22 protein-coding genes are annotated in these 22,122 nt (G+C 61.7%); 11 read left to right on the top strand and 11 right to left on the bottom strand.

The features are described from left to right. Positions 1 to 14: 14 nt before the first annotated feature. Positions 15 to 851, top strand: coding sequence for an amidohydrolase family protein (locus tag AC1DIJ_RS03625; RefSeq protein WP_112388939.1), 837 nt, complete (start codon positions 15 to 17; stop codon positions 849 to 851). Between the two features lie 57 nt (positions 852 to 908). On the opposite strand, the gene AC1DIJ_RS03620 is transcribed toward AC1DIJ_RS03625, so the two are convergent. The 4 genes from AC1DIJ_RS03620 to AC1DIJ_RS03605 all read right to left on the bottom strand — a co-directional run bounded on the left by AC1DIJ_RS03620 (position 909) and on the right by AC1DIJ_RS03605 (position 4,046). Next, positions 909 to 2,015, bottom strand: coding sequence for an extracellular solute-binding protein (locus tag AC1DIJ_RS03620; RefSeq protein ID WP_112389064.1), 1,107 nt, complete (start codon positions 2,013 to 2,015; stop codon positions 909 to 911). 20 nt (positions 2,016 to 2,035) lie between these two features. Continuing rightward, positions 2,036 to 3,196 (bottom strand): CaiB/BaiF CoA transferase family protein, encoded by a 1,161-nt coding sequence (locus AC1DIJ_RS03615; RefSeq protein ID WP_112388938.1) that lies wholly within the window; start codon positions 3,194 to 3,196, stop codon positions 2,036 to 2,038. A gap of 6 nt (positions 3,197 to 3,202) precedes the next feature. After that, positions 3,203 to 3,703, bottom strand: a complete 501-nt coding sequence (locus AC1DIJ_RS03610; RefSeq protein WP_112389063.1) for a MaoC family dehydratase — start codon at positions 3,701 to 3,703, stop codon at positions 3,203 to 3,205. 151 nt (positions 3,704 to 3,854) lie between these two features. Continuing rightward, positions 3,855 to 4,046 (bottom strand): hypothetical protein, encoded by a 192-nt coding sequence (locus AC1DIJ_RS03605; RefSeq protein ID WP_162706002.1) that lies wholly within the window; start codon positions 4,044 to 4,046, stop codon positions 3,855 to 3,857. Between the two features lie 36 nt (positions 4,047 to 4,082). On the opposite strand from AC1DIJ_RS03605, the gene AC1DIJ_RS03600 reads away from it, so the two are divergent. Both AC1DIJ_RS03600 and AC1DIJ_RS03595 read left to right on the top strand, forming a co-directional pair. Next, positions 4,083 to 5,228: an alpha-hydroxy acid oxidase gene (locus tag AC1DIJ_RS03600; protein ID WP_112389062.1), complete on the top strand. Its 1,146-nt coding sequence runs from the start codon at positions 4,083 to 4,085 to the stop codon at positions 5,226 to 5,228. Positions 5,229 to 5,324: 96 nt separating this feature from the next. Next, a complete protein-coding gene (locus AC1DIJ_RS03595; protein ID WP_112388937.1) occupies positions 5,325 to 6,356 on the top strand; it encodes an aldo/keto reductase in 1,032 nt (343 codons plus the stop codon). A 15-nt stretch (positions 6,357 to 6,371) separates the two neighbouring features. Here AC1DIJ_RS03595 and AC1DIJ_RS03590 read toward each other — a convergent pair whose 3' ends face one another. From AC1DIJ_RS03590 to AC1DIJ_RS03565, 6 genes are all read right to left on the bottom strand, one after another. Further along, entirely contained in the window at positions 6,372 to 7,448 is a 1,077-nt protein-coding gene (locus AC1DIJ_RS03590) for an ABC transporter ATP-binding protein (RefSeq protein WP_112388936.1), read from the bottom strand. Positions 7,449 to 7,494: 46 nt separating this feature from the next. After that, the gene (locus AC1DIJ_RS03585) at positions 7,495 to 8,382 is read right to left on the bottom strand and encodes a carbohydrate ABC transporter permease (protein WP_477831177.1); all 888 of its coding nucleotides are present in this window, start codon (positions 8,380 to 8,382) and stop codon (positions 7,495 to 7,497) included. Next, positions 8,379 to 9,287 (bottom strand): carbohydrate ABC transporter permease, encoded by a 909-nt coding sequence (locus tag AC1DIJ_RS03580; RefSeq protein ID WP_112388935.1) that lies wholly within the window; start codon positions 9,285 to 9,287, stop codon positions 8,379 to 8,381. The genes AC1DIJ_RS03585 and AC1DIJ_RS03580 overlap by 4 nt, the downstream gene beginning before the upstream one ends. Before the next feature lie 63 nt (positions 9,288 to 9,350). Next, positions 9,351 to 10,610: an extracellular solute-binding protein gene (locus AC1DIJ_RS03575; RefSeq protein WP_112388934.1), complete on the bottom strand. Its 1,260-nt coding sequence runs from the start codon at positions 10,608 to 10,610 to the stop codon at positions 9,351 to 9,353. A gap of 94 nt (positions 10,611 to 10,704) precedes the next feature. Further along, the gene (locus AC1DIJ_RS03570; RefSeq protein WP_112388933.1) at positions 10,705 to 11,607 is read right to left on the bottom strand and encodes a sugar phosphate isomerase/epimerase family protein; all 903 of its coding nucleotides are present in this window, start codon (positions 11,605 to 11,607) and stop codon (positions 10,705 to 10,707) included. 11 nt (positions 11,608 to 11,618) lie between these two features. After that, on the bottom strand, positions 11,619 to 12,653 hold the full coding sequence (locus tag AC1DIJ_RS03565) for a Gfo/Idh/MocA family protein (RefSeq protein ID WP_112388932.1): 1,035 nt from the start codon (positions 12,651 to 12,653) through the stop codon (positions 11,619 to 11,621). Positions 12,654 to 12,915: 262 nt separating this feature from the next. Here AC1DIJ_RS03565 and AC1DIJ_RS03560 point away from each other — a divergent pair, with 262 nt between their 5' ends. From AC1DIJ_RS03560 to AC1DIJ_RS03525, 8 genes are all read left to right on the top strand, one after another. After that, positions 12,916 to 14,046: an ABC transporter ATP-binding protein gene (locus AC1DIJ_RS03560; RefSeq protein ID WP_112388931.1), complete on the top strand. Its 1,131-nt coding sequence runs from the start codon at positions 12,916 to 12,918 to the stop codon at positions 14,044 to 14,046. Positions 14,047 to 14,078: 32 nt separating this feature from the next. Continuing rightward, a complete protein-coding gene (locus AC1DIJ_RS03555; protein WP_112388930.1) occupies positions 14,079 to 15,212 on the top strand; it encodes an ABC transporter substrate-binding protein in 1,134 nt (377 codons plus the stop codon). 177 nt (positions 15,213 to 15,389) lie between these two features. Beyond that, positions 15,390 to 16,214, top strand: coding sequence for an ABC transporter permease (locus tag AC1DIJ_RS03550; RefSeq protein WP_112388929.1), 825 nt, complete (start codon positions 15,390 to 15,392; stop codon positions 16,212 to 16,214). Then, on the top strand, positions 16,211 to 17,059 hold the full coding sequence (locus tag AC1DIJ_RS03545; protein WP_310290242.1) for an ABC transporter permease: 849 nt from the start codon (positions 16,211 to 16,213) through the stop codon (positions 17,057 to 17,059). Before AC1DIJ_RS03550 ends, AC1DIJ_RS03545 begins: the two co-directional genes overlap by 4 nt. 9 nt (positions 17,060 to 17,068) lie before the next feature. Then, positions 17,069 to 18,112, top strand: coding sequence for a LacI family DNA-binding transcriptional regulator (locus AC1DIJ_RS03540; protein ID WP_112388928.1), 1,044 nt, complete (start codon positions 17,069 to 17,071; stop codon positions 18,110 to 18,112). A gap of 15 nt (positions 18,113 to 18,127) precedes the next feature. Next, positions 18,128 to 18,949, top strand: coding sequence for an inositol monophosphatase family protein (locus AC1DIJ_RS03535; protein WP_112388927.1), 822 nt, complete (start codon positions 18,128 to 18,130; stop codon positions 18,947 to 18,949). Next, a complete protein-coding gene (locus AC1DIJ_RS03530) occupies positions 18,946 to 19,701 on the top strand; it encodes a phosphodiesterase (protein ID WP_112388926.1) in 756 nt (251 codons plus the stop codon). The genes AC1DIJ_RS03535 and AC1DIJ_RS03530 overlap by 4 nt, the downstream gene beginning before the upstream one ends. A gap of 83 nt (positions 19,702 to 19,784) precedes the next feature. Continuing rightward, positions 19,785 to 20,822, top strand: coding sequence for a substrate-binding domain-containing protein (locus AC1DIJ_RS03525; protein ID WP_112388925.1), 1,038 nt, complete (start codon positions 19,785 to 19,787; stop codon positions 20,820 to 20,822). On the opposite strand, the gene AC1DIJ_RS03520 is transcribed toward AC1DIJ_RS03525, so the two are convergent. Beyond that, on the bottom strand, positions 20,812 to 22,110 hold the full coding sequence (locus tag AC1DIJ_RS03520) for an MFS transporter (RefSeq protein ID WP_112388924.1): 1,299 nt from the start codon (positions 22,108 to 22,110) through the stop codon (positions 20,812 to 20,814). The two genes, AC1DIJ_RS03525 and AC1DIJ_RS03520, sit on opposite strands and share 11 nt — an antisense overlap. Positions 22,111 to 22,122: the final 12 nt, after the last annotated feature.

The raw sequence follows: 22,122 nt of genomic DNA, 5'->3' as shown, positions 1-22,122 counted from the left end.
ACGCGGAGGACGCTTTGCTTATCGATACCCATCTGCACCTGATCGACAGGTCGAAACTGACCTATCCCTGGCTCTCCGGCGTCCCGGCTCTGGACAGGGATTTCCTCTACAATACCTATGCGGTGGAAGCCCGCCGCTGCGGCATCGATGCAGCGCTGCACATGGAGGTGGATGTCGATGCCGGGGAAATGCAGCGCGAAACCGATGTAGTCAGGGATCTCTCGGACACCAGTGGCCAGCTGATCCACGGCGCCATCGCTGCCTGCCGTCCCGAGGACGAGGGCTTTGCCGGCTATCTCGAACGGCAGACGGCCGATCCCTTCGTCAAAGGCTTTCGCCGGGTGCTGCACGTCGTTCCCGACGAACTTTCAGAGTGTGCAGTGTTTCGCGAGAACATCAGGCGCATGTCCGGCTCGCGGCTTACATTCGATATCTGCGCTCTACCGCATCAGATGAACCGGGTTTTGGCGCTCATCGACCTCGCACCCGAGGTTCAGTTCGTCCTCGATCATTGCGGCGTGCCGGCGATCAGCAGCGGCGCCTTAGACGCATGGAAGGACGGCATTCGCGAGGTCGCCAAGCGGCCGAACGTCGTCTGCAAGGTATCGGGCGTCGTGGCCTATGCCGATGCAGAGACCTGGGATGTCGAGACCCTGAGGCCCTATATCGAGCAGGTGACGGCGAGCTTCGGCTGGGACCGCCTCGTCTGGGGCAGCGACTGGCCCGTCTGCACCCTCGGCGGCGGGCTTTCCACCTGGATTGCGACCACCCACGCGCTGTTTGCAGGCAGCAGCGAAGCAGAGCGGACGAAGGTCTTCTCCGGCAATGCGAAGCGGCTCTGGAATCTCTGATAACAGGTTCGCCCTGGCGCTCTCATCCTTGATGGATCAGAATGCCAGGGCTGCCCCTTAGAAGCTGACGGCAAACAGCCTGTTCAGATCGGCAACGATTGCCGCGGCACTTTCGCCACTCTTCAATCCGGCATTCAACCTGTCGGATCCCTGCTGCTGGAACGCCATGTAGCCATCGTGCCGCGGACGCACCCAGGCGCCTTCCAGCGTTGCGCGCGTGCCGCGATAGAAGTCCGCCGTTGCCAGATTGACCGCGCCGTCTTCCCATGCCGCCGCATGGCCCGGCTGCCCGCCGGCGCTCGCATAGAGTCCGCGCTGGACACCTGCGGCCGCAACCCAATAGGCAAAATCGACCGCCTCCTTGGGATTGCCTGAAAAGGCCGAGACGGCGATGCCCGTGCCGCCCAGCGCCGAGCCGACTGGCCCGAGGTCACCGGCAACGGGAATATCGGCAAACTTGATCAGCCGGCCGCGGAAACCCGGCATCGAATAGCTGACATAGCCGTAGATCAGCGGCACGCAGACGATCCTGCTATCGGCAGCCGCCATCTGCTCGAAGACCGCGATCGGATCCATCTCGAAACAGGCGGGGTCGATCAGCGCGGAGATTTCACGCATCATCTCGACGGTTTCAGCGCCGGCTTCAGGGTCGATCAACTGCCCAGCCTGTGTCCGGCACGGATGCCCGCGGTTGGCCGACAGGGTGTAGAAGGTCATCAGCGTGTGCGGCGGGCGAAGCGGCAGAAGCACGCGTCCGTCCTTCGCCAGCGCGATCACCTCCTGCCAGGTCGCAGCCGGTTGCGGCAGCTGGTCGGGCCGGAAGGCCTGGACCTGGGTCGCCGCATCGATCGGGAAGGCCCATTGATGTCCCTGCCAGAGATAGCTCGGATAGGAGGCGCCGACGCTGCCGTCTTCCAGCGCCTTGCGCTCTTCCTCGCGCCCGGAAACGTCGAGCGGCAGAAGGCATTTCTCATTGGTGATCTGACCGACATGCGGGTGATCGATGACGATGAGATCATAGGCGCGCGCCAGCTCTTCGACCGGATAGGTCTCGAAATCCTGCAGCGAGCGCTTCTCCCATTGAACAGCCACGCCCGTCTGCTCTTCGAAGAGCCGCGCGCAGGCCACCATCGGATCGTAGCCGCGCGGATGGCTCCAGGTCATGCCTTTCAAGGTCACCTTGCTCACAGGCCGAACTCCTCGCGAATGGCCGCGCTATGCTCGCCGATCCGGGGAGCAGCGCGCTGGAAGACCGGGCGGGCGCCATCGACGCGAAGCGGCGAACGGGTCGTCAGGATCGAGACGTCGTCCTCGCGCGTCACCGTCTGCAGCATGTCGAGCGACTTGAAACCGTCGCTGTCCATCAGCTCGTTCCAATTCAGAACCTTGGCGCACCAGATATCGGCCGGCTCGAGCACTGCCAGCCACTCGTCGATTGTCTTGGCCGCAATCCGCTTGGCGATCAGTTCCTTGATGCCATCACGCTGCAGGAACCAGCTGGACGGATCGTCGCGATAGGGATCGAGCTCGGGCATACCAAGGAGATCGGCGAGCTTCGGGATCGGCGTCATGGCGATCGCCAGATAACCGTCCGAGGCGGCATAGACACCATAGGGAGCGGCGAGATAGGCATGGGCGCTGCGGAAGTTGGACCGCTTCGGCAGCCGCTTGCCGTCGTTCAGATGCGTCGTCAGCACCTCGAACTGGAAATCGACAAGTGCCTCGAGCAGGCTGGTCTCGACGAGCGCACCCTTGCCGGTGATGCCGCGGCGCACCAGCGCTGCAAGAATGCCCTGGCAGGCAGCCGCTCCCGCCAGCATGTCGCCGATCGCCAATCCGAACGGCACGGGCCCCTGGTCCTCGTCGCCGTTCAGCCACATCACGCCGGAACGCGACTGGGCGAGCAGATCCTGGCCGGGACGCTTCACCCAGGGGCCTTCATCGCCATATCCGCTGATCGACGCATAGACGAGGCGCGGATTGATTTCCTTGACCGCATCGTAGTGAAGGCCGAGCCGTTCGATCACGCCGGGGCGGAAATTCTGGATCAGCACATCCGCCTTCAAGAGCAGGGCGCGCAGCGCCTTCAGGTCGCTCTCGTTCTTCAGGTCGATCGCCAGGCTCTCCTTGGCGCGGTTGATCGCGTGGAAGATCGTCGAGTCGCCGCCTATTTCGGTGTCGCTGAGATAGAGCCGGCGCGAAAGGTCGCCGCCGTCGGGCCGTTCAACCTTGATGACACGCGCGCCGAGATCCATCAGGCGCAGTGAACAATAGGGGCCGGAGAGGAACTGGCTCATGTCGACGACGACGAGGCCGTTTAAGGGAAGATCGCTGGATTGCGTCATTGCATCTTACTTTTCTGTCTTACCGGCGAAGTCGGCCGGGTTCTTGTACTTCACGGTTTGCAGATGCTCGCAGTAGAGCACCAATTCCCCTTCGCCCTTGAAGATCTCGTAGCTCGCGCGGATGAGGCCGAGCTCCTTGTAGCGCGGGCGTTTGTCGAGGTTCGTTCGGATCGTATAGATCGTATCGCCGATGAAAACCGGCTTGATGAAGCGCAGCTTGTCGTAGCCATAGGAAAAGGCGTTGACGCAGTTGGTGGCGACCAGGCCAAGCCCTGCCGAGAAGACGAAGGCGCCGGCAACGAGACGCCGCCCGAACACGCCGTCCTTTTCCGCAAACATCTGATCCTGCACATAGGGATGGATGTCGGTCACCAGCACATTGAAAAGGTGGCTGTCGCTCTCCCCGATCGTGCGGCGGAGCGAGCGGATTTTCTGGCCCTCGGGCCAATCCTCGTAGAACCAGTTCTCGGCATTCCATACCGGCAGATCGGCATGCGCTTGCGGCATGTCGGACGGATGGGTGGACGAAATCCCGACTGTTGGCGCCTGTGCCACGATCACGCCTCCTCCCGGCCATGAATTTTCTTATGTGAAGATTATTTTCACATATGGGTTATCTTTGCAAGAGCTGTCGATTGTGCCAAGACACACTGGAAGGTCAGCGCCGGCACGGCCGGTGCAATATCGGCAGCGAAATGCTGATGATGTCACGCAGGTTCATCGACGGCGGCGTGCCGATGTGTATAAAGACGATAGCGGCGCGGCTCCCCGCCGGCGCCGCCGCCAATTTCCAACCAGGGTAGCGCTTGCCGTCCGCCGGCGGCTCGCGCTTCTCGATCAATCCAAGCAAGCGACGCTCTGCGACAACGAGATTCTGGACACAAACATGCGCCTTACGGATTGCCATAACTTCCACGACTTCCGCCGTCTCGCGAAGCGCCGCCTGCCCGGCCCGATCTTCAACTACATCGACGGCGCGGCTGACGACGAGGTGACCTACCGGCGCAATACGGCATCCTTCGAAAGCTGCGATCTGCTGCCGAGCGTGTTGCGCGGGGTTACCGATGTCGACATGTCCGTGACGGTCATGGGCCAGCGCCTGGCAATGCCGGTCTATTGCTCGCCGACGGCGCTGCAGCGGCTCTTCCACCATGATGGCGAACGGGCGGTTGCGCGGGCTGCCGGCAAGTTCGACACGATGTTTGGCGTCTCCTCGCTCGGCACCGTAAGCCTTGAGGAAGCGCGGCGGATCAGCGGCGCGCCGCAGGTCTATCAGTTTTATTTCCACAAGGACCGCGGCCTGAACCGCGAGATGATGGCCCGCGCCAAGCAGGCCGGCGTTCAGGTAATGATGCTGACCGTCGACAGCATCACCGGCGGCAACCGCGAACGCGACAAGCGCACCGGCTTTTCCATCCCCTTCCGCCTGAACCTCGCGGGCATCGCACAATTCGCGGTCAAGCCGGGCTGGGCACTCAACTTCTTCACCCACGAGAAATTCAAGCTGCCGCAGCTCGACAGCCACGTGGACATGGGCAGCGGCACCATGTCGATCAGCCGCTATTTCACCGAGATGCTCGACCCCGCCATGAACTGGGATGATGTCGCCGATATGGTGAAGACCTGGGGCGGCCAGTTCTGCCTCAAGGGCATCATGACCGTCGAGGACGCCAAGCGCGCCATCGATATCGGCTGCACCGGCATCGTGCTCTCCAATCACGGCGGCCGCCAGCTGGATGGCTCGCGCAGCGGCTTCGACCAGCTGGCCGAGATCGTCGATGCGGTCGGCGACAAGATCGACGTGATGATCGATGGCGGCGTGCAGCGCGGCACCCATGTTCTGAAGGCGCTTTCGCTCGGGGCCAAGGCCGTCGGGCTCGGCCGCTACTATCTCTTCCCGCTGGCCGGAGCCGGCCAGGCGGGCGTCGAGCGCGCGCTAACGCTGATGCATGCGGAACTCGAGCGCGGCATGAAGCTGATGGGTTGCTCGTCGATCGACCAGCTCACCCGCGCGAACATCCGCTTCCGCTAATCAGGGCCTTCCCGTTCACGATTGAGAGAGCAAGCGTTGTGTGTGACGGCACAGCGCGATAGATCTGGCGTTGTCTTTTGAAATGGAGGATTTTCAATGGATTATCGCAAGCTCGGTCCGAGCGGCACGATCGTGACCGCCTATTGCCTGGGGACCATGACATTTGGCGCAGAGTCGGATGAGGCGACCTCGCACAAGCTGCTCGACGACTATTTCGCCTGGGGCGGCAATTTTATCGATACCGCTGATGTTTACAGTGCAGGCGTTTCCGAAGAGATCATCGGCCGCTGGCTGAAGGCGCGTCCGGCGGAGGCCAAGCAGGCCGTGATCGCCACCAAGGGCCGCTTTCCGATGGGTGACGGCCCCAACGATATCGGTCTGTCGCGGCGCCACCTTCACGATGCGCTGAATGCATCGCTGAAGCGCCTCGGCGTTGATTATATCGATCTCTACCAGATGCATGCCTGGGACGCGCTGACGCCAATCGAGGAGACATTGCGCTTCCTCGACGACGCCATATCGTCGGGCAAGATCGGCTATTACGGCTTCTCGAATTATGTCGGCTGGCATATCGCCAAGGCCTCGGAAATCGCCAAGGCGCAGGGCTATACGCGGCCGGTGACGCTGCAGCCGCAATACAATCTGCTGATGCGCGATATCGAGCTCGAGATCGTCGCGGCCTGCCAGGACGCCGGCATGGGACTGCTTCCCTGGTCGCCGCTCGGCGGCGGCTGGCTGACCGGCAAATACAAGCGCGACCAGATGCCGACGGGTGCAACGCGCCTCGGCGAAAATCCGAAGCGCGGCGGCGAGGCCTATGAGGCCCGCAACGCGCAGGAACGCACCTGGAATATTATCAGCACGGTCGAGGAAATCGCCAGAGCCCGCGGCGTCAGCATGGCGCAAGTGGCGCTTGCCTGGACCGCGGCACGCCCCGCGGTGACCTCTGTCATCCTCGGCGCCCGCACCACCGAGCAGCTATCCGACAATCTCGGCGCCGCCAAGCTGGCGCTGTCGGATGAAGAGACGCAGCGGCTGACCGACATCAGCGCCCCGACACCCGGACAATATCCCTACGGCGTCAACGGCACCAACCAGCGCCACCGCAAGATGGAAGGCGGACGCTGACAATCGAAGGCGGCGTCAGATCCTGACGCCGCTCGTTTCGTCGAAGAGATGAAGATGGGCAGGATCGACGGTCACGCCGATGGTCTCGCCCGCATGTGCGCCGCTGCGGCCGGTCTGGACGATCGTCAGCTCGGGTGCCGTTGCCGTGGCGACGAAGGTCGATGAGCCCGTCGATTCCACGAAGGCGACAGGCACATCGAAAGTCCCCTGCCCCTGCCCGGTGATCCCCAGATGTTCGGGCCGCAGCCCCGCCGTCACCCTGGCGCCGGGCTGCAGTTGATGGTTGGAAGCGATCGTTTGCCTCACGGTGCCGAAATCGAGAACGAGGCTGCGTCCATCTTCGCCGGCGATTGCCGGGATGAAGTTCATCGCCGGTGAGCCAATGAAACCGCCAACGAACTTGTTGGCCGGCTTGTCGTAGAGATCGAGCGGTTTGCCCTGCTGCTCGATGATCCCGTCACGCATGACGACCACATGGTCGGCCATGGTCATGGCTTCGATCTGGTCGTGTGTCACATAGACCGACGTCGCATGCAGCCGGTCGTGCAATGCGCGGATCTCCTTGCGCATCGAAACACGCAATGCGGCATCGAGATTGGACAAGGGTTCATCAAACAGGAAGGCCTTGGGGTTTCGGATAATAGCCCGGCCCATGGCAACACGCTGGCGCTGGCCACCGGAGAGCTGGCGGGGATACCGATCCAGCAGGCCTGTCAGCCCGGCGATCGTCGCGACTTCCTGTGCCTTGCGCTTGGCCTCCGGCTTCGGGACCTTGCGCATGCGCAGCGAGTAGGTGAGATTCTGCTCGACGGTCATATGCGGGTAGAGCGCATAGGACTGGAAAACCATGGCGATATCGCGCATGCGCGGCGGCACATCGTTCATCACGTCGCCGGCGATCTTCATGGTACCGCCGGTGATCCTTTCGAGCCCAGCAAGCGAGCGTAGCAGCGTCGATTTTCCGCAGCCGGACGGGCCGACCAGGGCAACGAACTGCCCCTTCGGGATCGTCAGATTGATATTCTTGAGGGCATGATAGGCGCCGTAATGCTTCTCGATTCCGGAGAGTTCGATCTGGATGTCCTGGTTCATGCGAGGCGACCTGTGATTGGAACGGAGAGCGGATTGTTCACGAGCATCATTTCACGGCTCCCACGGCAATGCCGCGCGTCAGAGTGCGTTGGAAGATCAGGAAGAAGATCAGCGTTGGCGCAATGCCGAGCAGGGCTGCGGCAGCCGTCGTTGTCGGTGTCTGTACGAACTGGCCGTTGAGGACGCCCATCGATACGGAGACCGTCTGGTTGACGTTCGACACCAACAGCACCAGCGGCAGCAGGAACTCGTTCCACGTCCAGATGAAGAAGAAGGTCGCCAGCACCGCAAGCGTTGGCATTAGCATCGGCACGACGATCGTCCAGAGAATTTTCCACGGTGTCGCGCCATCCATCTCGGCCGCCTCGATGATCTCGCGCGGGAATGCGGTCATGACCGACGAGAGAAGATAGGTGCCGAAAGCGCTCTGCAGGACCGAGAAGACGATGATCACCGACCAGATCGTGTCGAACAGTCCGACGGCCTTGGAGAGATAATAGATTGGATAGATCAGCGATTCATGCGGGATCATGATGCCGACGAGCAGGATCGTCAGCATGTATTTGCTGCCCTTCACCTTGCCGATGCCGAACGCATAGGCATTCAACAGACTGAGCAGCACGGCGATAACGGCTGTCGATGCGCTGATGATCGTGCTGTTGATCAGCTTCTGCGTGAAATCGACATTGTTCCAGAACGTCTTGAGTGCCGTCAGGTCGAAGCTTCGGGGAATGGCGAGCGGCCCGTAGGTGCCGTAGTCCTCAGGTGTCCGGATCGCGTTAGTGAACGCCAGCACGAAGGGGCACAGGAAGAGGATGAGCGCGAAGGAAATGGCGGCAAGCACCCACCAGCGCGATGATCCGTACATCGACCCGGTCGATGCCGCATGCGCCGGCCGGCTGGCCGTGTCGAGGGAGATCGCTGCTTCGCTCATCGATCGTTCTCCGTGTGACGCGACTGGATGCGGATGAAAATGAAGCAGATGACGAGGGTCATCAGCATCTGCGCCGTGGTGATGGCCGCACCATATCCAACGCGGTTGGTGGCGAAGAATTCGTGGTAGGACATCTGCGACGGCACCATCGTCGCGTTATCGGGCCCGCCCGAAGTCAGCACGAAGATCGGCGCGAAGACCTTGAGCGCAGCGATGGTCGTGGTCAGGCCGACGACGAAGATCTCAGGTTTCAAGAGAGGCACGGTGATCGTCCAGAAGCGCTGCAGCCAGGCAGCGCCATCGAGTTCTGCCGCCTCTTGCAGCGAAGGATCGACACGGGCCAGGCCCGACATGAAGACGACGAGGCAATAACCAAGCTGCAGCCAAACCATGACGACCATGATCGCCCAGAGCGCCAGCTGCGGTTCGCCGAGCCAGTTTTGCTTGAGGCTGCCCATGCCGGTTGCGTCGAGGATGGCGTTGATGATGCCGAACGGGTTCAGCATCCAGCCCCAGAGAATGCCGGCGGCCGAGACCGGCAGGATCTGCGGCAGATAGAAGCCGGCCCGGAAGAAGCTGGCAAGCGCGTTGGAAAAGCGCGAACTGATGTAATCGAACAGAAGCGCGGCAAGAAGAACGCCGATGGCGGTCGGGATGATGGCCATGGCGAAGACGAAGGCGGCGGTGTTGACCAGCGAATGCCAGAACGTATCGTCCGTCAGCAGCCGTTCGTAGTTGCGCAGGCCGGCGAATTTCGGAATGCCGATGCCCTTCCAGGTCGTGAAGCTGATCATCAGATTCATGACGAACGGGATGAGAATGATGGTCACGAAACCAAGCATTCCGGGTATCAGGTAAAACCAATAGACCCTGCCCGGCTGTGCGTCCGCGGATGCGCCCGACATATTTCCTCCGGCTTCATTTGAGAGGGGAAGCAGGGCGCCGGGGCGCCCTGCCGGTCAGGAGACTTACTGGTCGCCCTGCACTTCGTCGTAAGGCTCCTTCAGGCGCTCGGCGAACTCCTCGGGAGTGACCGAGCCGCCGATGACCGCCTGCGTGGCCTTCAGCATGACATCGTAGTAGCCGGGAACCGGCCAGTCCGGATAGAAGCCGAGGCCATTCTGGGCGACGAGCTTGTTGAAGAGCTCGACCTCGATCTTGCCGACCGGATCGGTGACCATGGCCGGATCTGCGGCGATCGGCAGACCGCCGGAATTGCCGAACAGCGCCTGGTTATCCTTCGACAGCGTGATGTCGATGAAGTCGTAGGCGAGATTCTTGTTCTTGGCGTTCTTCGGCACGACCCAGATATTGCCGGTCGAGGCGGGCGAAATGACATTGCCCGGGAACAGGAACTGGCTGGCCTTGAAGTTCTTGATGGCGCCGAACTGGGCACCGTACCACGTACCGGTCACAACCATCGGAGACTTGCCGGTTTCGAAGAGGTTCGCCATGTCAGGCGCCTTGAGGCCGGTCGAATCCTTGGAAATATAGCCCTTCTTGACCCATTCCTGCAGTTTCTGGCCAGCATAGACGAAGGGGGCCGTATCGAGTGGCGTACGGATCGCCTGGAAGTCGTTGACCCACTTCGGATCGGCCTTCGACAGCGCGAAGAGATACATCAGATGCTGGGCCGGGTAATCGTTGGCAGCCTCTGCGATCGGCGTGACGCCCTTCTTGACGAAGACGTCCATCACCTTTTCCATCTCTTCGAGGGTCTTGGGAACCTCGACGCCGGCTTCCTTGAACATGTTCTCGTTGTAGAACACCGAGACGAATTCGCCGTAATTGGCAACGCCGATCAGCGGACCGTTGCCGTAAATGCCCTTCTCGTCATAACGGCTCAGCTGGTTGCTGGCATCGGAGAGAACCTTGTCCCAGCCGCGCTGCTTGGCAACGTCGCCGAGATCGGTCAGCAGGCCCTGCGATGCGGCGAGACCGGCAACGGCATTGCCCTTGTTATATTCCATCAGATCCGGCGCTTCGGCCGAATTCAGGATCATGGTGCCGGATTTGGTGATCTGGTCAAACGTCTTCAGCTCGAACTGAACTTTGACGTCGGGATGCTTTTCCTGGAAGGTTTCAAGCGCCTTCTTCCAGGTGATACCGGCAGCACTTGCCGCGTCTTCATACCACCAGATCTTGAAGGTCTTGTCCTCGGCATGGACGGTCGTGGACAGCAGCATCGAAACGCCGAGCGCCAACGCAAGTTTTGATATCGCTTTCATACTTTCCTCCCAAAAGCGGCCATGCCGCGAAAGCTTAAATGATCGCGTTGCACGCCTGGCCTCCTCCGCCCGCGCACGCCGCACGATAGGTCAGTCAAACCGGATCGGCAACAAAATCACCGCCCCGGGCATGCTTTAGGTGGTTCAGCGCATGAACCTGGCCGGTCATCTCCAGCGCATCACGATAGACCGGGTCATGCCAGCCTTCGATATCGATCGAACCGGACCATCCGGCGAGGCGCAGTTCGGAGATGATATCGGTCCAGTTGCTGTCGCCGAAGCCCGGCGTGCGCATGAAGACGAACTTCTCCTTGCCGAAAATGCCGTGCTCCTTGATCACATCCCAGCGGATCGTCGCGTCCTTGCCGTGAACGTGGAAGATCTTCGAGGCCCATTTGCGGATCTGCGGCAGCGGCTCGATCAGATAAACCATCTGATGGCAGGGTTCCCATTCGAGGCCGATATTGTCATCGGGTGTCTCGTTGAACATCAGTTCCCAGGCATCGGGGTTATGAGCGATGTTCCAGTCGCCGGTCGCCCAGTTGCCGTCCATTGCGCAGTTTTCGAAGGCGATCTTGACGCCCTTGTCGGCTGCCCGCTTTGCGAGATCCCCGAAGATCTGCTTGTAGCGCGGCAGGCTGTCGGTCAGCACCTTGCCGCGGAGACGGCCGGTGAAGCCGGCAACGCAGGTGGCGCCGAAATGATGGGCATTGTCGATGCAATCCTTCCAGCCCTGCAGCGTCTGCAGGTCGATGTCGGTCTCTTCGAGCGGGTTGCCGAACATGCCGAGCGTCGAGATGGTGATGTCGCGGTCGCCGATCGCATCCAGCGAGCGCTTGCCGAGTTCGGCGAGATCCTGGCCGTTGGTCGTCTGCCAGAAGAACGGCTCAAAACTTTCGAAACCCATGTCGGCGATCTGGCCGATGCGCTTGTCGGCGCCGCCATTGGAGGCGCTGATCATGGTGCCGATACGGATGGACTTTGCGGGGTTGCTCACGATCTCATGTCCTATGCTGAAATTTCAATGCGCATGCCTGTCTTGGCGCTCTCGATGGCGCCGAAAACCATGGCAAGACTTCTGATATTGTCGGAGCTGACGGTCTCCGGCCGTTTGCCGGAGCGGATGGCCTCGACGAAACTGGCGATGACGCTGGCATGGCCATGCGTCTCGTCGTCATGCTCGGGCTGTGGAACCTCGACGGCGCTGAAGCCATGAAGCAAGCCCGGCTCTGCGCCCGAAACGGCGGCGCTGAAATTCTCCGCGCCGTCCCAGGTCAGCATGCCCTTCGAGCCGACCAGCCGCCACTCGCTTTCCCAGCTGGTGCGCTCCCCTTCGGCGCACCACGAGCCGCGATAGGTGAAGATCACATCATCGGCAAATTCGAAAGTGGCGTTGGCGGAAGCGCCATGACGATACCACGAGCCCTTCGGGTTCTTCTCGACGCAATAGACGGCCAGCGGCTTCTTGCCTGCCACATAGCGGGCGGCGTCGAAGGTGTGGATTGCCATGTCGAGCAAAAGAACATTGTCCATCTCCTCGCGGAAACCGCCGAAATGCGGGGCGATGAAGAAATCGCAATGGATGCCGGTGAGATCGCCGATCGCCCCGCTTTCGATGAAGCGGCGCATGCGGCGCACGCCCGAGATGTAGCGGCGGTTCTGAATGATGGCGTGGATTTTCCCGGCATCGGCAGCGAGGTCGATCAGCGCTGCCCCTTCAGCAAGCGAGGTCGCCATCGGCTTTTCGCTGAGCACATGGCAACCAGCCTTCAGGGCCGTGGAGACCACATTGAAGCGGGCAGCGGGAATGACGACGTCGAAGACGATATCGGCCTCTGTCCGCGCGATGACATCGCCAAGGTCGGCGCCGATGACAGCATCGCTCAAGCCGAACTCGGCAGCGAGCGCTTCGGCGACAGCAGGGTTCAAATCCACGAGGCCCTTGACGGCGATCGCACCGGCCAGCGCCGGCGTTTCCTGGATTGCGCGCAGCCAGCCTTTCGACATAGCTCCGCACCCGCATAAAACGGCATTCAATGTCACGATTTCCTCCCGCGGCGCGCTTTCAGTCTCCTCCGAAAACGCATCCCGTAAACGTTTACGATACTATTCGGAAAGGTTTCCCGCTGTCAAGGCACCGGCAAATTAGAAAAAATGCTGCGGAAAACATCAGTGAAAGCCAGCGCTTAGGCTGGTTTGCGCGGCAGTGCAGCACAGAAATATCTGCGATGTCATCTGGCTGTTAAACAAACATTCTACTAAGCTCCAGATCGGATTGCACAGCCGTGCAATGGGAGGAGACACGATGAACCAGGACGCGTTTCTGGAACTGAATTCCGTTGCCTGCAGATATGGCAGCACCAAGGTTCTGAACGATATCAACCTCAGCATTCAGCGCGGCGAATTCGTGGCCCTGCTCGGCTCTTCCGGCTGTGGAAAGACGACGCTGTTGCGGGTGCTGGCTGGTTTCATCGCGCCCTCCTCCGGCACGGTTTCCGTGCGCCATCGCGACGTTACTCACCTGCCGCCGGACAAGCGCGGCATGGCGCTGGTCTTCCAGTCCTACGCGCTGTGGCCACATATGACGGTGGCGCAGAATATCGGCTACGGCCTGAAGCTGCGCGGCGTTGCGAAGGCGGAGATCGCGACGCGCGTCGCCGCCATGCAGAGCCTGCTCGGCCTCGACGGGCTTGGTGCACGAAAGCCCGCGGCACTGTCAGGCGGCCAGCGCCAGCGCGTCGCCCTTGGCCGTGCATTGGCCATCGACCCTGAGATCCTGCTGCTCGATGAGCCGCTTTCCAATCTCGACGCCCGCATTCGCCTCACGGTCCGCCATGAGCTTCGCGCACTGCAGAAGCGCCTCGGCATTACTGCCGTTCACGTCACCCATGACCGCGAAGAGGCCATGGTGATGGCCGATCGCATCGTCATCCTCAATGCCGGAGAGATCGCCCAGCAGGGAACGCCCGAGGATGTCTACAACCGCCCGGCATCCGCCTTCGTCGCCGCCTTCATGGGCGCCGAGAACGTGCTGCCGCTGGAAGGCGTGCCGCAGGGTGACTGTTTCCACATCGCCGCAGGTCCTGCCAATGCCGCAGGCAGCGTGCCGCTGCTCGGCCGCAAGCTTGCGCCCGGCGCCATCGAGGCGCGGTTCCGGCCGGAAGCCGCCCAGCTGCTGCCGATGGACACGCCGATCGCGGCACCCGGCATGACCTTCGAGGGCGAGGTGACCGCCGTTAGCTATCCGGGCGGCCATTGGCGCCATTCCGTCAGGCTCGGCGAGCGCGACATCATGGCCGATGCGCCACGCGCCTTCGAGCCCGGTGACCGCGTGCAGGTCCATATCGGACCGGACGCGCTGTTTCTTTTCAATTCGCCGGAGTCCAACCCGGCCATTGCCATTTCCCGGTCCGCGGCCGGGAAAGCTCACGCATGACTTTATCTTTTTGAACCCATGGAGACATACTCATGAAGAGACTGACCTATGCAGCTTTCGCCGTCGCTCTCGCCGCCTTCCCGCTGAAGGCCGAAGAACTGACCGTTGCGACCGCTGGCGACCAGAACATGGTCGATTACATCAACCAGTATCTCGGACCGCTTTTTGAAAAGGCCTATCCGGGCAACACGGTTCGCGCCGTCGGCACCGGCCCCGGCGACGCCGGTTCGCAGAAGATCCTCGAGCGCTTCGATGCCCAGCAGGCTGCCAACACGGCAAACTGGGATATCGACGTTGCCGTCGTCCACGAGAAGTTCGCTGGCCCGATGGTCCAGAAGGGCTATCTCGAGAAGTATCGCGGCGCGATCGACACCGGCAAGCTGGTCTCGCGCGACAACGCCAAGAACGCCCTCGGTTCCGACGTCGACGGCTATGTCATGCCGATGTTCAACAGCCAGACAGCGATTGCATATAACCCGGCTCTCGTTCCGAACCCGCCGAAGAGCTACACCGAGCTCGCAGCATGGGCCAAGGAACATCCGAAGCAGTTCGGCTATAACGGCATCAAGGGCGGCGCATCGGGCGTCAGCTTCGTCATGGGCTGGATCTACGCCTTCGGCGGCGGCGATGCTGCCAACCTGATGACCGGCCCGTTCAAGCAGGATGAGACCACCAAGTGGGGCGATGCCTTCAAGAGTCTCGCCGACTTCACGAAGAACGCAACGCTGACGCCTGGCAACGCCGGCACGCTCGACCTGCTCTCGCGCGGCGAAATCGCCATGGGCCCAGTCTGGGTCGACATGTTCTACTCCTGGCAGGCCAATGGCCAGCTGCCGCCGGAACTGAAGCTGGTTCTGCCGGCTCCGGGGATGCCGGGTCAGCCGATGCACTATGTCGTTCCGGCTAAGGCATCGCATAAGGACCTCGCCGAGAAGTTCATCGCGCTCGCCACCAGCCCTGAAGTTCAGGCCGACGGCATCGTGAAGAAGTTCAACTGGTATCCGGGTATCGACGCCCAGTTCGTCAAGCCGAAGCTCGATGACGCCACCTGGAACAAGCTGTTCGTCGACATCACGCCTGAAGACCTCGCCACCAAAGGCAAGCCTTTCCCGATCGCGCCTTACAACACCGCGATCCTCGAAGCCTACGAGCAGTCTGTGAAGTAATGCACTGCCTTCTCCCCAGCGGGGAGAAGATGTCCGAAGGACAGATGAGGGGGTGAGCGACGGAGGAGCGAACGGCCGGCGAAAGCAAGGCCGCTCCCCGCCCGATCACCCCCTCATCCGGCCCTCTGGGCCACCTTCTCCCCGAGGGGAGAAGGGAACAAGAAGCGAGGTCAAACGATGTCCAGACGCCTGCTCGGTCTCTTGCTCGTGCTTCCGGCACTTGCGGTGATTGCCTTTCTCTTCATCCTGCCGCTGGTCATGTCGGCGGTTGGCGCCTTTCGTATCGAAGGCGGCGGGTTCGGCTGGGACAATTTCTACAAGACCTTCGATCTCTACACCAAGGACATCATCTTTTCGGTGGTGATCATCACCATCTCGACCATCCTGATCGGCCTCGCCTCGATCGCCATCGGCGGCTATCTCACGCTCGGCGAGCATCCAGTCGCCGTTGCCATCCTGCGCTGGCTCTATCGCTGGCCGATGTTCATTCCCTTCATCGTCGTTGGCCAGATCCTGCGCACGTTCCTCGCCAAGAGCGGGCTGATGAACAGCACGCTGATCAGCCTCGGGCTGCTGACGCCGATCGACGCCCAAAGCTATCTCGACTGGCGCGGTATCGTCATTGCCTTCGTCTGGAAACAGACGCCGTTCGTGACACTGCTGGTTGCCGGCGCCATGGCCTCCGTCAATCGCGACACGATCGAGGCCGCGCGCAATCTCGGCGCTTCGCGCCTGCGCCTGCTCTTTGAAATTCTCGTGCCGCAGGTGTCGGTGACGCTGACCGTCGGCCTGATCCTGTCTTTCGTCACCATGATGTCCGTTCTCTCGGTACCGCTGATGATCAACGCGCAGTCACCCACCATGCTGACCGCCGACATCGCCTTCCGCGTCAACGCCTATGGTGACTATGGCGTCGCCAATGCCCTCGGCCTCGTCTCGCTGGTGCTCGCCTCGTCGGTCGCCTGGATCTACCTGCGCCAGAGCCTGAAGGAGCGCGCATGACCCTCGCCACGCTTTCCCCTTCGCAATCGCAAGCGAGCCCGCTCTCGGCACTTTGGTGGATCCCGCGCGGCATCATCTTCGGCCTGATGGCCTTCTTCATCTTCGGGCCGCTGGCAAACCTGCTGCTCTGGACCGTCGCCGAGAAATGGTACTTCCCGCACAGCCTGCCGCTGCAATATGGCTTCAGCAGCTGGGCCAAGGTGTTCGCGCCGCGCGGCGGCGCGCTGGAATCGCTGACCAATTCGCTGATCGTCGCCGTGCTGACCGTCGTGGTTTCGTTGCTGCTGGCGATCCCTGCCGGTTACGCGCTGGCGCGGCTGAAATTGCCTTTCCGGGCGCTGATCCTGCTGGCCTTCCTCATTCCTCAGGCGTTTCCGAACCTGACGGTCTATGTGAACGTCGCCCGCATTTTCTACGAGATCCGCCTCAATGGCACGATCCTTGGCGTCGTTCTCGTCCATGCCTCGCATGGTCTGGTCTACGCCGTCTGGATTGCCACGGCCGCCTTCTCGGCGATCGACGAGGAGCTGGAACAGGCGGCGCGCTCGGCCGGCGCGAGTGCAATGCGTGCCTTCATGGATATCACCTTGCCGCTCGCCGCACCCGGCCTGATGGCCAGCGCCATCTTCGTCTTCCTCGAAAGTCTCGATGAATTTACCGGAAGCTATTTCGTCGGCGCACCGGATGTGAACATGCTGCCGCTTCTGCTGTATACTGCAGGTTCGGGCGGTAATTATCAGATCGCCTCGATCACTGCCCTCTTGCTGCTCATTCCTTCCTTGGTCTTTATGTTTATCGTCGAGCGATTCCTGAAGGCAGACGTCCTTTCACGCGTGGGGCATTGAGAGATTGTCATGAATGACGGCCCGATCAACGACGCCAAGAACCAGCGCAAGGAGCGGATGCGCTTCGTCAGCGCCGAACAGGTGGCGCAGCTTGCCGGCGTCTCGCGATCGGCGGTTTCGCGCACCTTCACGCCGGGCGCCAGCGTCGCACCGCTGACGCGCGAGAAGGTGCTGAAGGCGGCCGACGAGCTAGGTTATCAGGTCAACGACCTGGCGCGTGGCGTGCTTGCCAACCAGAGCCGGCTTGTCGGCATCGTTGCGACACGGCCGGAAGTCGGCTTCCGGGCCCATCTTGCGGCGGCCTTGTCAAAGGCGCTGATTCAGCGCGGCAGCATTCCGATCCTTATCAACACCGGTCAGACCGAAGAGGAAATGCTGGCCGCCCAGAAGATGCTGATTGGCCACCGCGCCGAGGCAACGATTATCCTCTCGGGCTCGCCGCCGGCCAATTTCGTCGAGCTGGCGCATCGCAATGGCCAGCCGCTGGTGGTGATCGGCCGCTCCGAGCCGGATGCCGACCACGTGCGCGCGGGCAACTCGGAAGCATCGCGAAAAGCGGCCAACGCCTTCTTCGAAAAGGGCCGCCGGAAGCTTGCCGTCGCCGCATCCTTCTCCGCGACCTCGAGCATCGCCGAGCGCGAGAACGCCTTCAAAACCGCCGCCGAAGCGCTGGGGGCAACTGTCACCATCGGCCGCGGCAAGGATTCCGACTATGACAGCGGCATCGCCGCCGCCAGGCAGCTTTTCGCTCGTTCGGACGACCATCCCGACGCCGTCTATTGCGCCAACGACCAGATCGCCTTCGGACTGATGGACTATGTGCGCACCACACTCGGCCTGCGCATCCCCGAGGATGTCGCCGTCATCGGCTTCGACGATGTTCCCGAAGCCGCCTGGCTGAGCTACCGGCTGACGACCTTCCGCCAGGATCCTGTCGTCATGGCGCAACGCGCTGTCGAGCTGGTCGAAAAACGGCTGGCCAACCCCGACCTTCCCCCCGCCTATGAGCGGGTCATTCCGGAGCTGATCGTCCGCGACAGCTTCGTTCCCTGACCCAGAGAGATCCCAATGCCCTGCGAATTCCCTGATGATCCGCGCTTCGTTCTGGCGCGGGAGGTAGTCCTCGAAGCCGCGGCAAAGGCGCTCGCCTACTTCGCCGATCTCGCTTCGCTGGAGAGCAGCCAGAAGCTCAACGGTCAGGATATCGTCAGCGAGGCCGACAAGGCGGTCGAAGCGCTGATCCGCACACGCATTGCCGCCGCCTTTGCCGATGATGGCGTGCTCGGCGAGGAAGAGGGCCTGAGCGAAGGCCCATCGGGCTATCTCTGGGTGGTCGATCCGATCGACGGCACCAGCTGCTTCGTTAACGGCCTGGACCAATGGTGCATCTCGATCGCGGTCATGAAAGGCACCGAGACGGTGCTCGGGCTGATCTGCCAGCCGTCGACAGGCGATCTCTTCACTGCCAAGCAAGGTGCAGGCGCGCAGCTCAACGGGCGGCCCATGCATGTGAACGGGACCGCCAGCATCTCGACCGGCCTGCTCGGCGTCGGCGCCAATTTCCGCATTCCGCTCCGGCAGGTGTCCGCTTTCATCGAACTGCTTCTGGAAGCGGGCGGCATGTTCATCCGCAATGGTTCGGGCGCGCTCATGCTGGCGCAGGTCGCCAGCGGGCGGCTGGCTGGCTACTACGAGCCGCATATCAACGCCTGGGACTGCGCAGCCGGCCTGTTGATGATCCGCGAAGCCGGTGGCTGGACGGCGGACTTTCCGGGCGAAGGCGGAACGCTGCTGACCGGCGGCCCGGTCATCGCCGCAGCGCCGCAGATGCGCGACGAACTGCTTTCGCTTATCACTCATTCGCTTGCAAATGCCGAGGCTGCCGCATGAAGCTCATCCACATTTCTGATTTCCATCTGGTCCCCGCCGGGGAAACACTGCTCGGCCTCGATCCCGCTGCGCGCATGGATGCGTGCCTTTCCGACGTCGAGCAATTCCACCCGGATGCCTCGCTCGTCGTCGTATCGGGCGATCTTTCGGAGACCGGTGGCGCCGATACTTACGAGATCCTGAAGGCCCGCGTTCAGCGCTCGCCGCTGACCATCCGGCTGATGCTCGGCAATCACGATATCCGCAAGAATTTTGCCGCAGCGTTCCCGGATCAGATGGCCGAAAACGGCTTTGCCCAGGCAGCGATCGATCTCCCCGAGGGCCGGGTGATCACGCTCGATACGCTCGACGACGGCAAGGTGACCGGCAGGCTCTGCGCTTTGAGACTGGCCTGGCTCAAGGAAAAACTCGATGAAGCCAGCGACCGGCCGGTCTATCTCTTCATGCACCATCCGCCGGCCAAGGTGTATCTGCCTGCCCTCGACCTTTTCGGACTTGCCGAACCGGAGCCGCTCTTCGAACTCCTGAAAAGCCATGGCAATGTGCGCCACATCTTTGCCGGCCACCTGCACCGGCTGATCACCGGCAACTGGCAGGGCATCCCTTTCGCCATCCTGCGCAGTACCAACCACCAGACGGCGCTCGACTTCGTTTCACCGAAGACGACGAACTGCTTCGAGCCGCCGGTCTATTCGATCATCCTCGCCGACCCGGATTCGCTCATTATTCATATCCACCAATTCGCCGATTGACGGCGGTAGCGCTTTCCGGAAACGTTTTCCTGTGGCAAGAAGAGGGTTCTACGGGCTTTGATCGAGGAGGAAGATCGCCTGATATGAAAGGGATCCGACAACTTGCAAAGCATCTCGACATTTCGATCGGAACGGTTTCCCGCGCGCTGAACGGCAAGCCCGATGTGAATGAGGAAACCCGCAAGCGCGTTCTCGCCGCCGCCGAGGAGCTTGGCTATGTCGCCAACCAGTCCGGCCGCAGCCTGCGTCAGGGAACGACCAACGCGATCGGCTTGATGATCGAATCCAGCAAGGAGACCGTCGAAAATAGCGACGACTTCTTCCTCGGCGTCACCGGCGGCCTGCAGAGCGTCCTGGCACGGCACAAGCTCGACCTCGTCATGCTGCCCTGCCCCAATGACGAAGACCCCTACGAATATCTGAAGCGCATGGTGGCGCGCCGCGTCGTCGATGCCATGATCATCTCGGCAACACAGCGGATCGACAAGCGCATCGATTTGCTGGTCAAGGCCAAGATCCCCTTTGTCAGCCTCGGCCGCAGCTCGTCGGGCGGCAACTACCCGTGGATCGACCTTGATTTCGAGGGCGTCGCGACGTCGGCCGTCGACCGGCTGGTTGCCAAGGGTCACCGCAAGATCGCTATCGCCGCACCGTCGAACGACATCAATCTCGGCTACATCTTCGTCGATTCCTACCGGCGGGCGCTGGAGCGGCATGGCATCAAATACGATCCCAATCTCGTCATCCGGGTGAAATCGAGCGAACAGGGCGGCTATCAGGCGGGCCATGAGCTCTTGCTGCTCGACAGCAAACCGACAGCCATCATCCTGATCTATGAGCTGATGGCATTCGGGCTCTATCGCCGGCTGGTCGAAGCGGGTGTGATTCCCGGCCGCAACCTCGCCATCATCGGCTTCCGCGAAGAGCCGCGCGGACGGTTCCTGCAGCCGTCGCTGACCTGCTTCCGCATGTCGCTACGCGATCTCGGCGTCGAACTCGCCGAGACCCTGCTTGCGACCATGCCGGCCTATGCGGAATCCTATCCGGAGGGAGCCCGCAACACGATCTGGCCACTAGAGCTGGTGCCCGGCGAAAGTGACGCGTTCTCGCTCACGTCCTGACTGTAGCCTGCGTATTCTCGTGGTCCTTGCGGGCGATCAGCTGCGTCACGAGGAAGACGAGCAGGCCGCCTGCCGCGAGGCAGATCGCGAGGAAAATCATCGGTGCGATCGTGCTGCCGGTTGTATCCTTGATCCAGGGCACGACATTCTGCGCCACGAAGCCGCCGAGATTACCAACCGAATTGATGGCGGCTAGGCCTGCGGCAGCTCCCGCGCCCTTCAGGAAGCGCGACGGCAGGCTCCAGAATACCGGCTGCGGCGCAAAGATGCCGGCTGCGGCAACGCAGAGGAAGGCGAATTGCAGCGTGTTGTTCGGGATCAGCGCCGATAGCAACAGGCAGGCCGCACCGATAAAGGCCGGGATGACGATATAGGGCGTTTTGGACGGCGCCTTATCGGCCATCGCGGGCACGGCATAGAGCGCAACGGCGACCAGGATCCACGGGATGACATTGATGAAACCGTTGACCGTGTTGGTGACCCCGAAGCCATGGACGATGGTCGGCAGCCAGTAGCTGAGACCATAGGCGGCCAGGGGGAACGCCACGTAGCAGAGTGACATCAACAGCACGCGCGGATCGATCAGCGCCTTGAAGCCGTTCTCGGCATTCTTGTCCATGCCGGCATTTTCGCTGTCGAGCCGGTTCTGCAGCCAGCTCTTTTCGTCGCTGCTCAGGAACGTCGCGGTCTGCGGATTGCCCGGGAGGTAGAAGAAGGTGACGATACCGGCGATGACGGCCGGAATGCCTGTCGCCAGGAACACCCATTCCCAGCCCGCATAGCCATAGAGGCCATCGAGATCGAGCAGCATGCCGCCGAGCGGCGCGCCGACGGCGTTTGCCAGCGCACTGAAGATCATGAACAGCCCCACCATGCGGCCGCGATAATCCGCCGGAAACCAGAGCGTCAGCAGATAGAGCACGCCCGGGAAGAAGCCCGCCTCGCAGACGCCAAGCAGAAAGCGCAGGATGTAGAACATCGTCGCGTTCTGCGTATAGGCGAGCGCGATGGTGACGATGCCCCAGGAGACAAGAATGCGCGCGAACCAGATGCGGGCGCCGAGCTTGTTCAGAAACAGGTTGCTGGGAACTTCGAAGAGGAAATAGCCGATGAAGAACAGCGAGGCGCCAAGGCCGTAGGCATATTCGCTCATGCCGAGATCGCCAACCATCTGCAGCTTGGCGAAACTGACATTCTGCCGGTCGATATAGGCGATGAGATAAAGGATGCCGAGGAACGGCATCAGGCGCCAGGTGATCTTGGAGATCAATTCCCGTTCGCTGACCATGCTTGCTTCTCC

This window comes from Rhizobium sp. 10N427, from assembly GCF_056394605.1.
The sequence above is the reverse complement of the archived record's forward strand: the minus strand, read 5'-3'. Positions and strand labels throughout refer to the sequence as shown.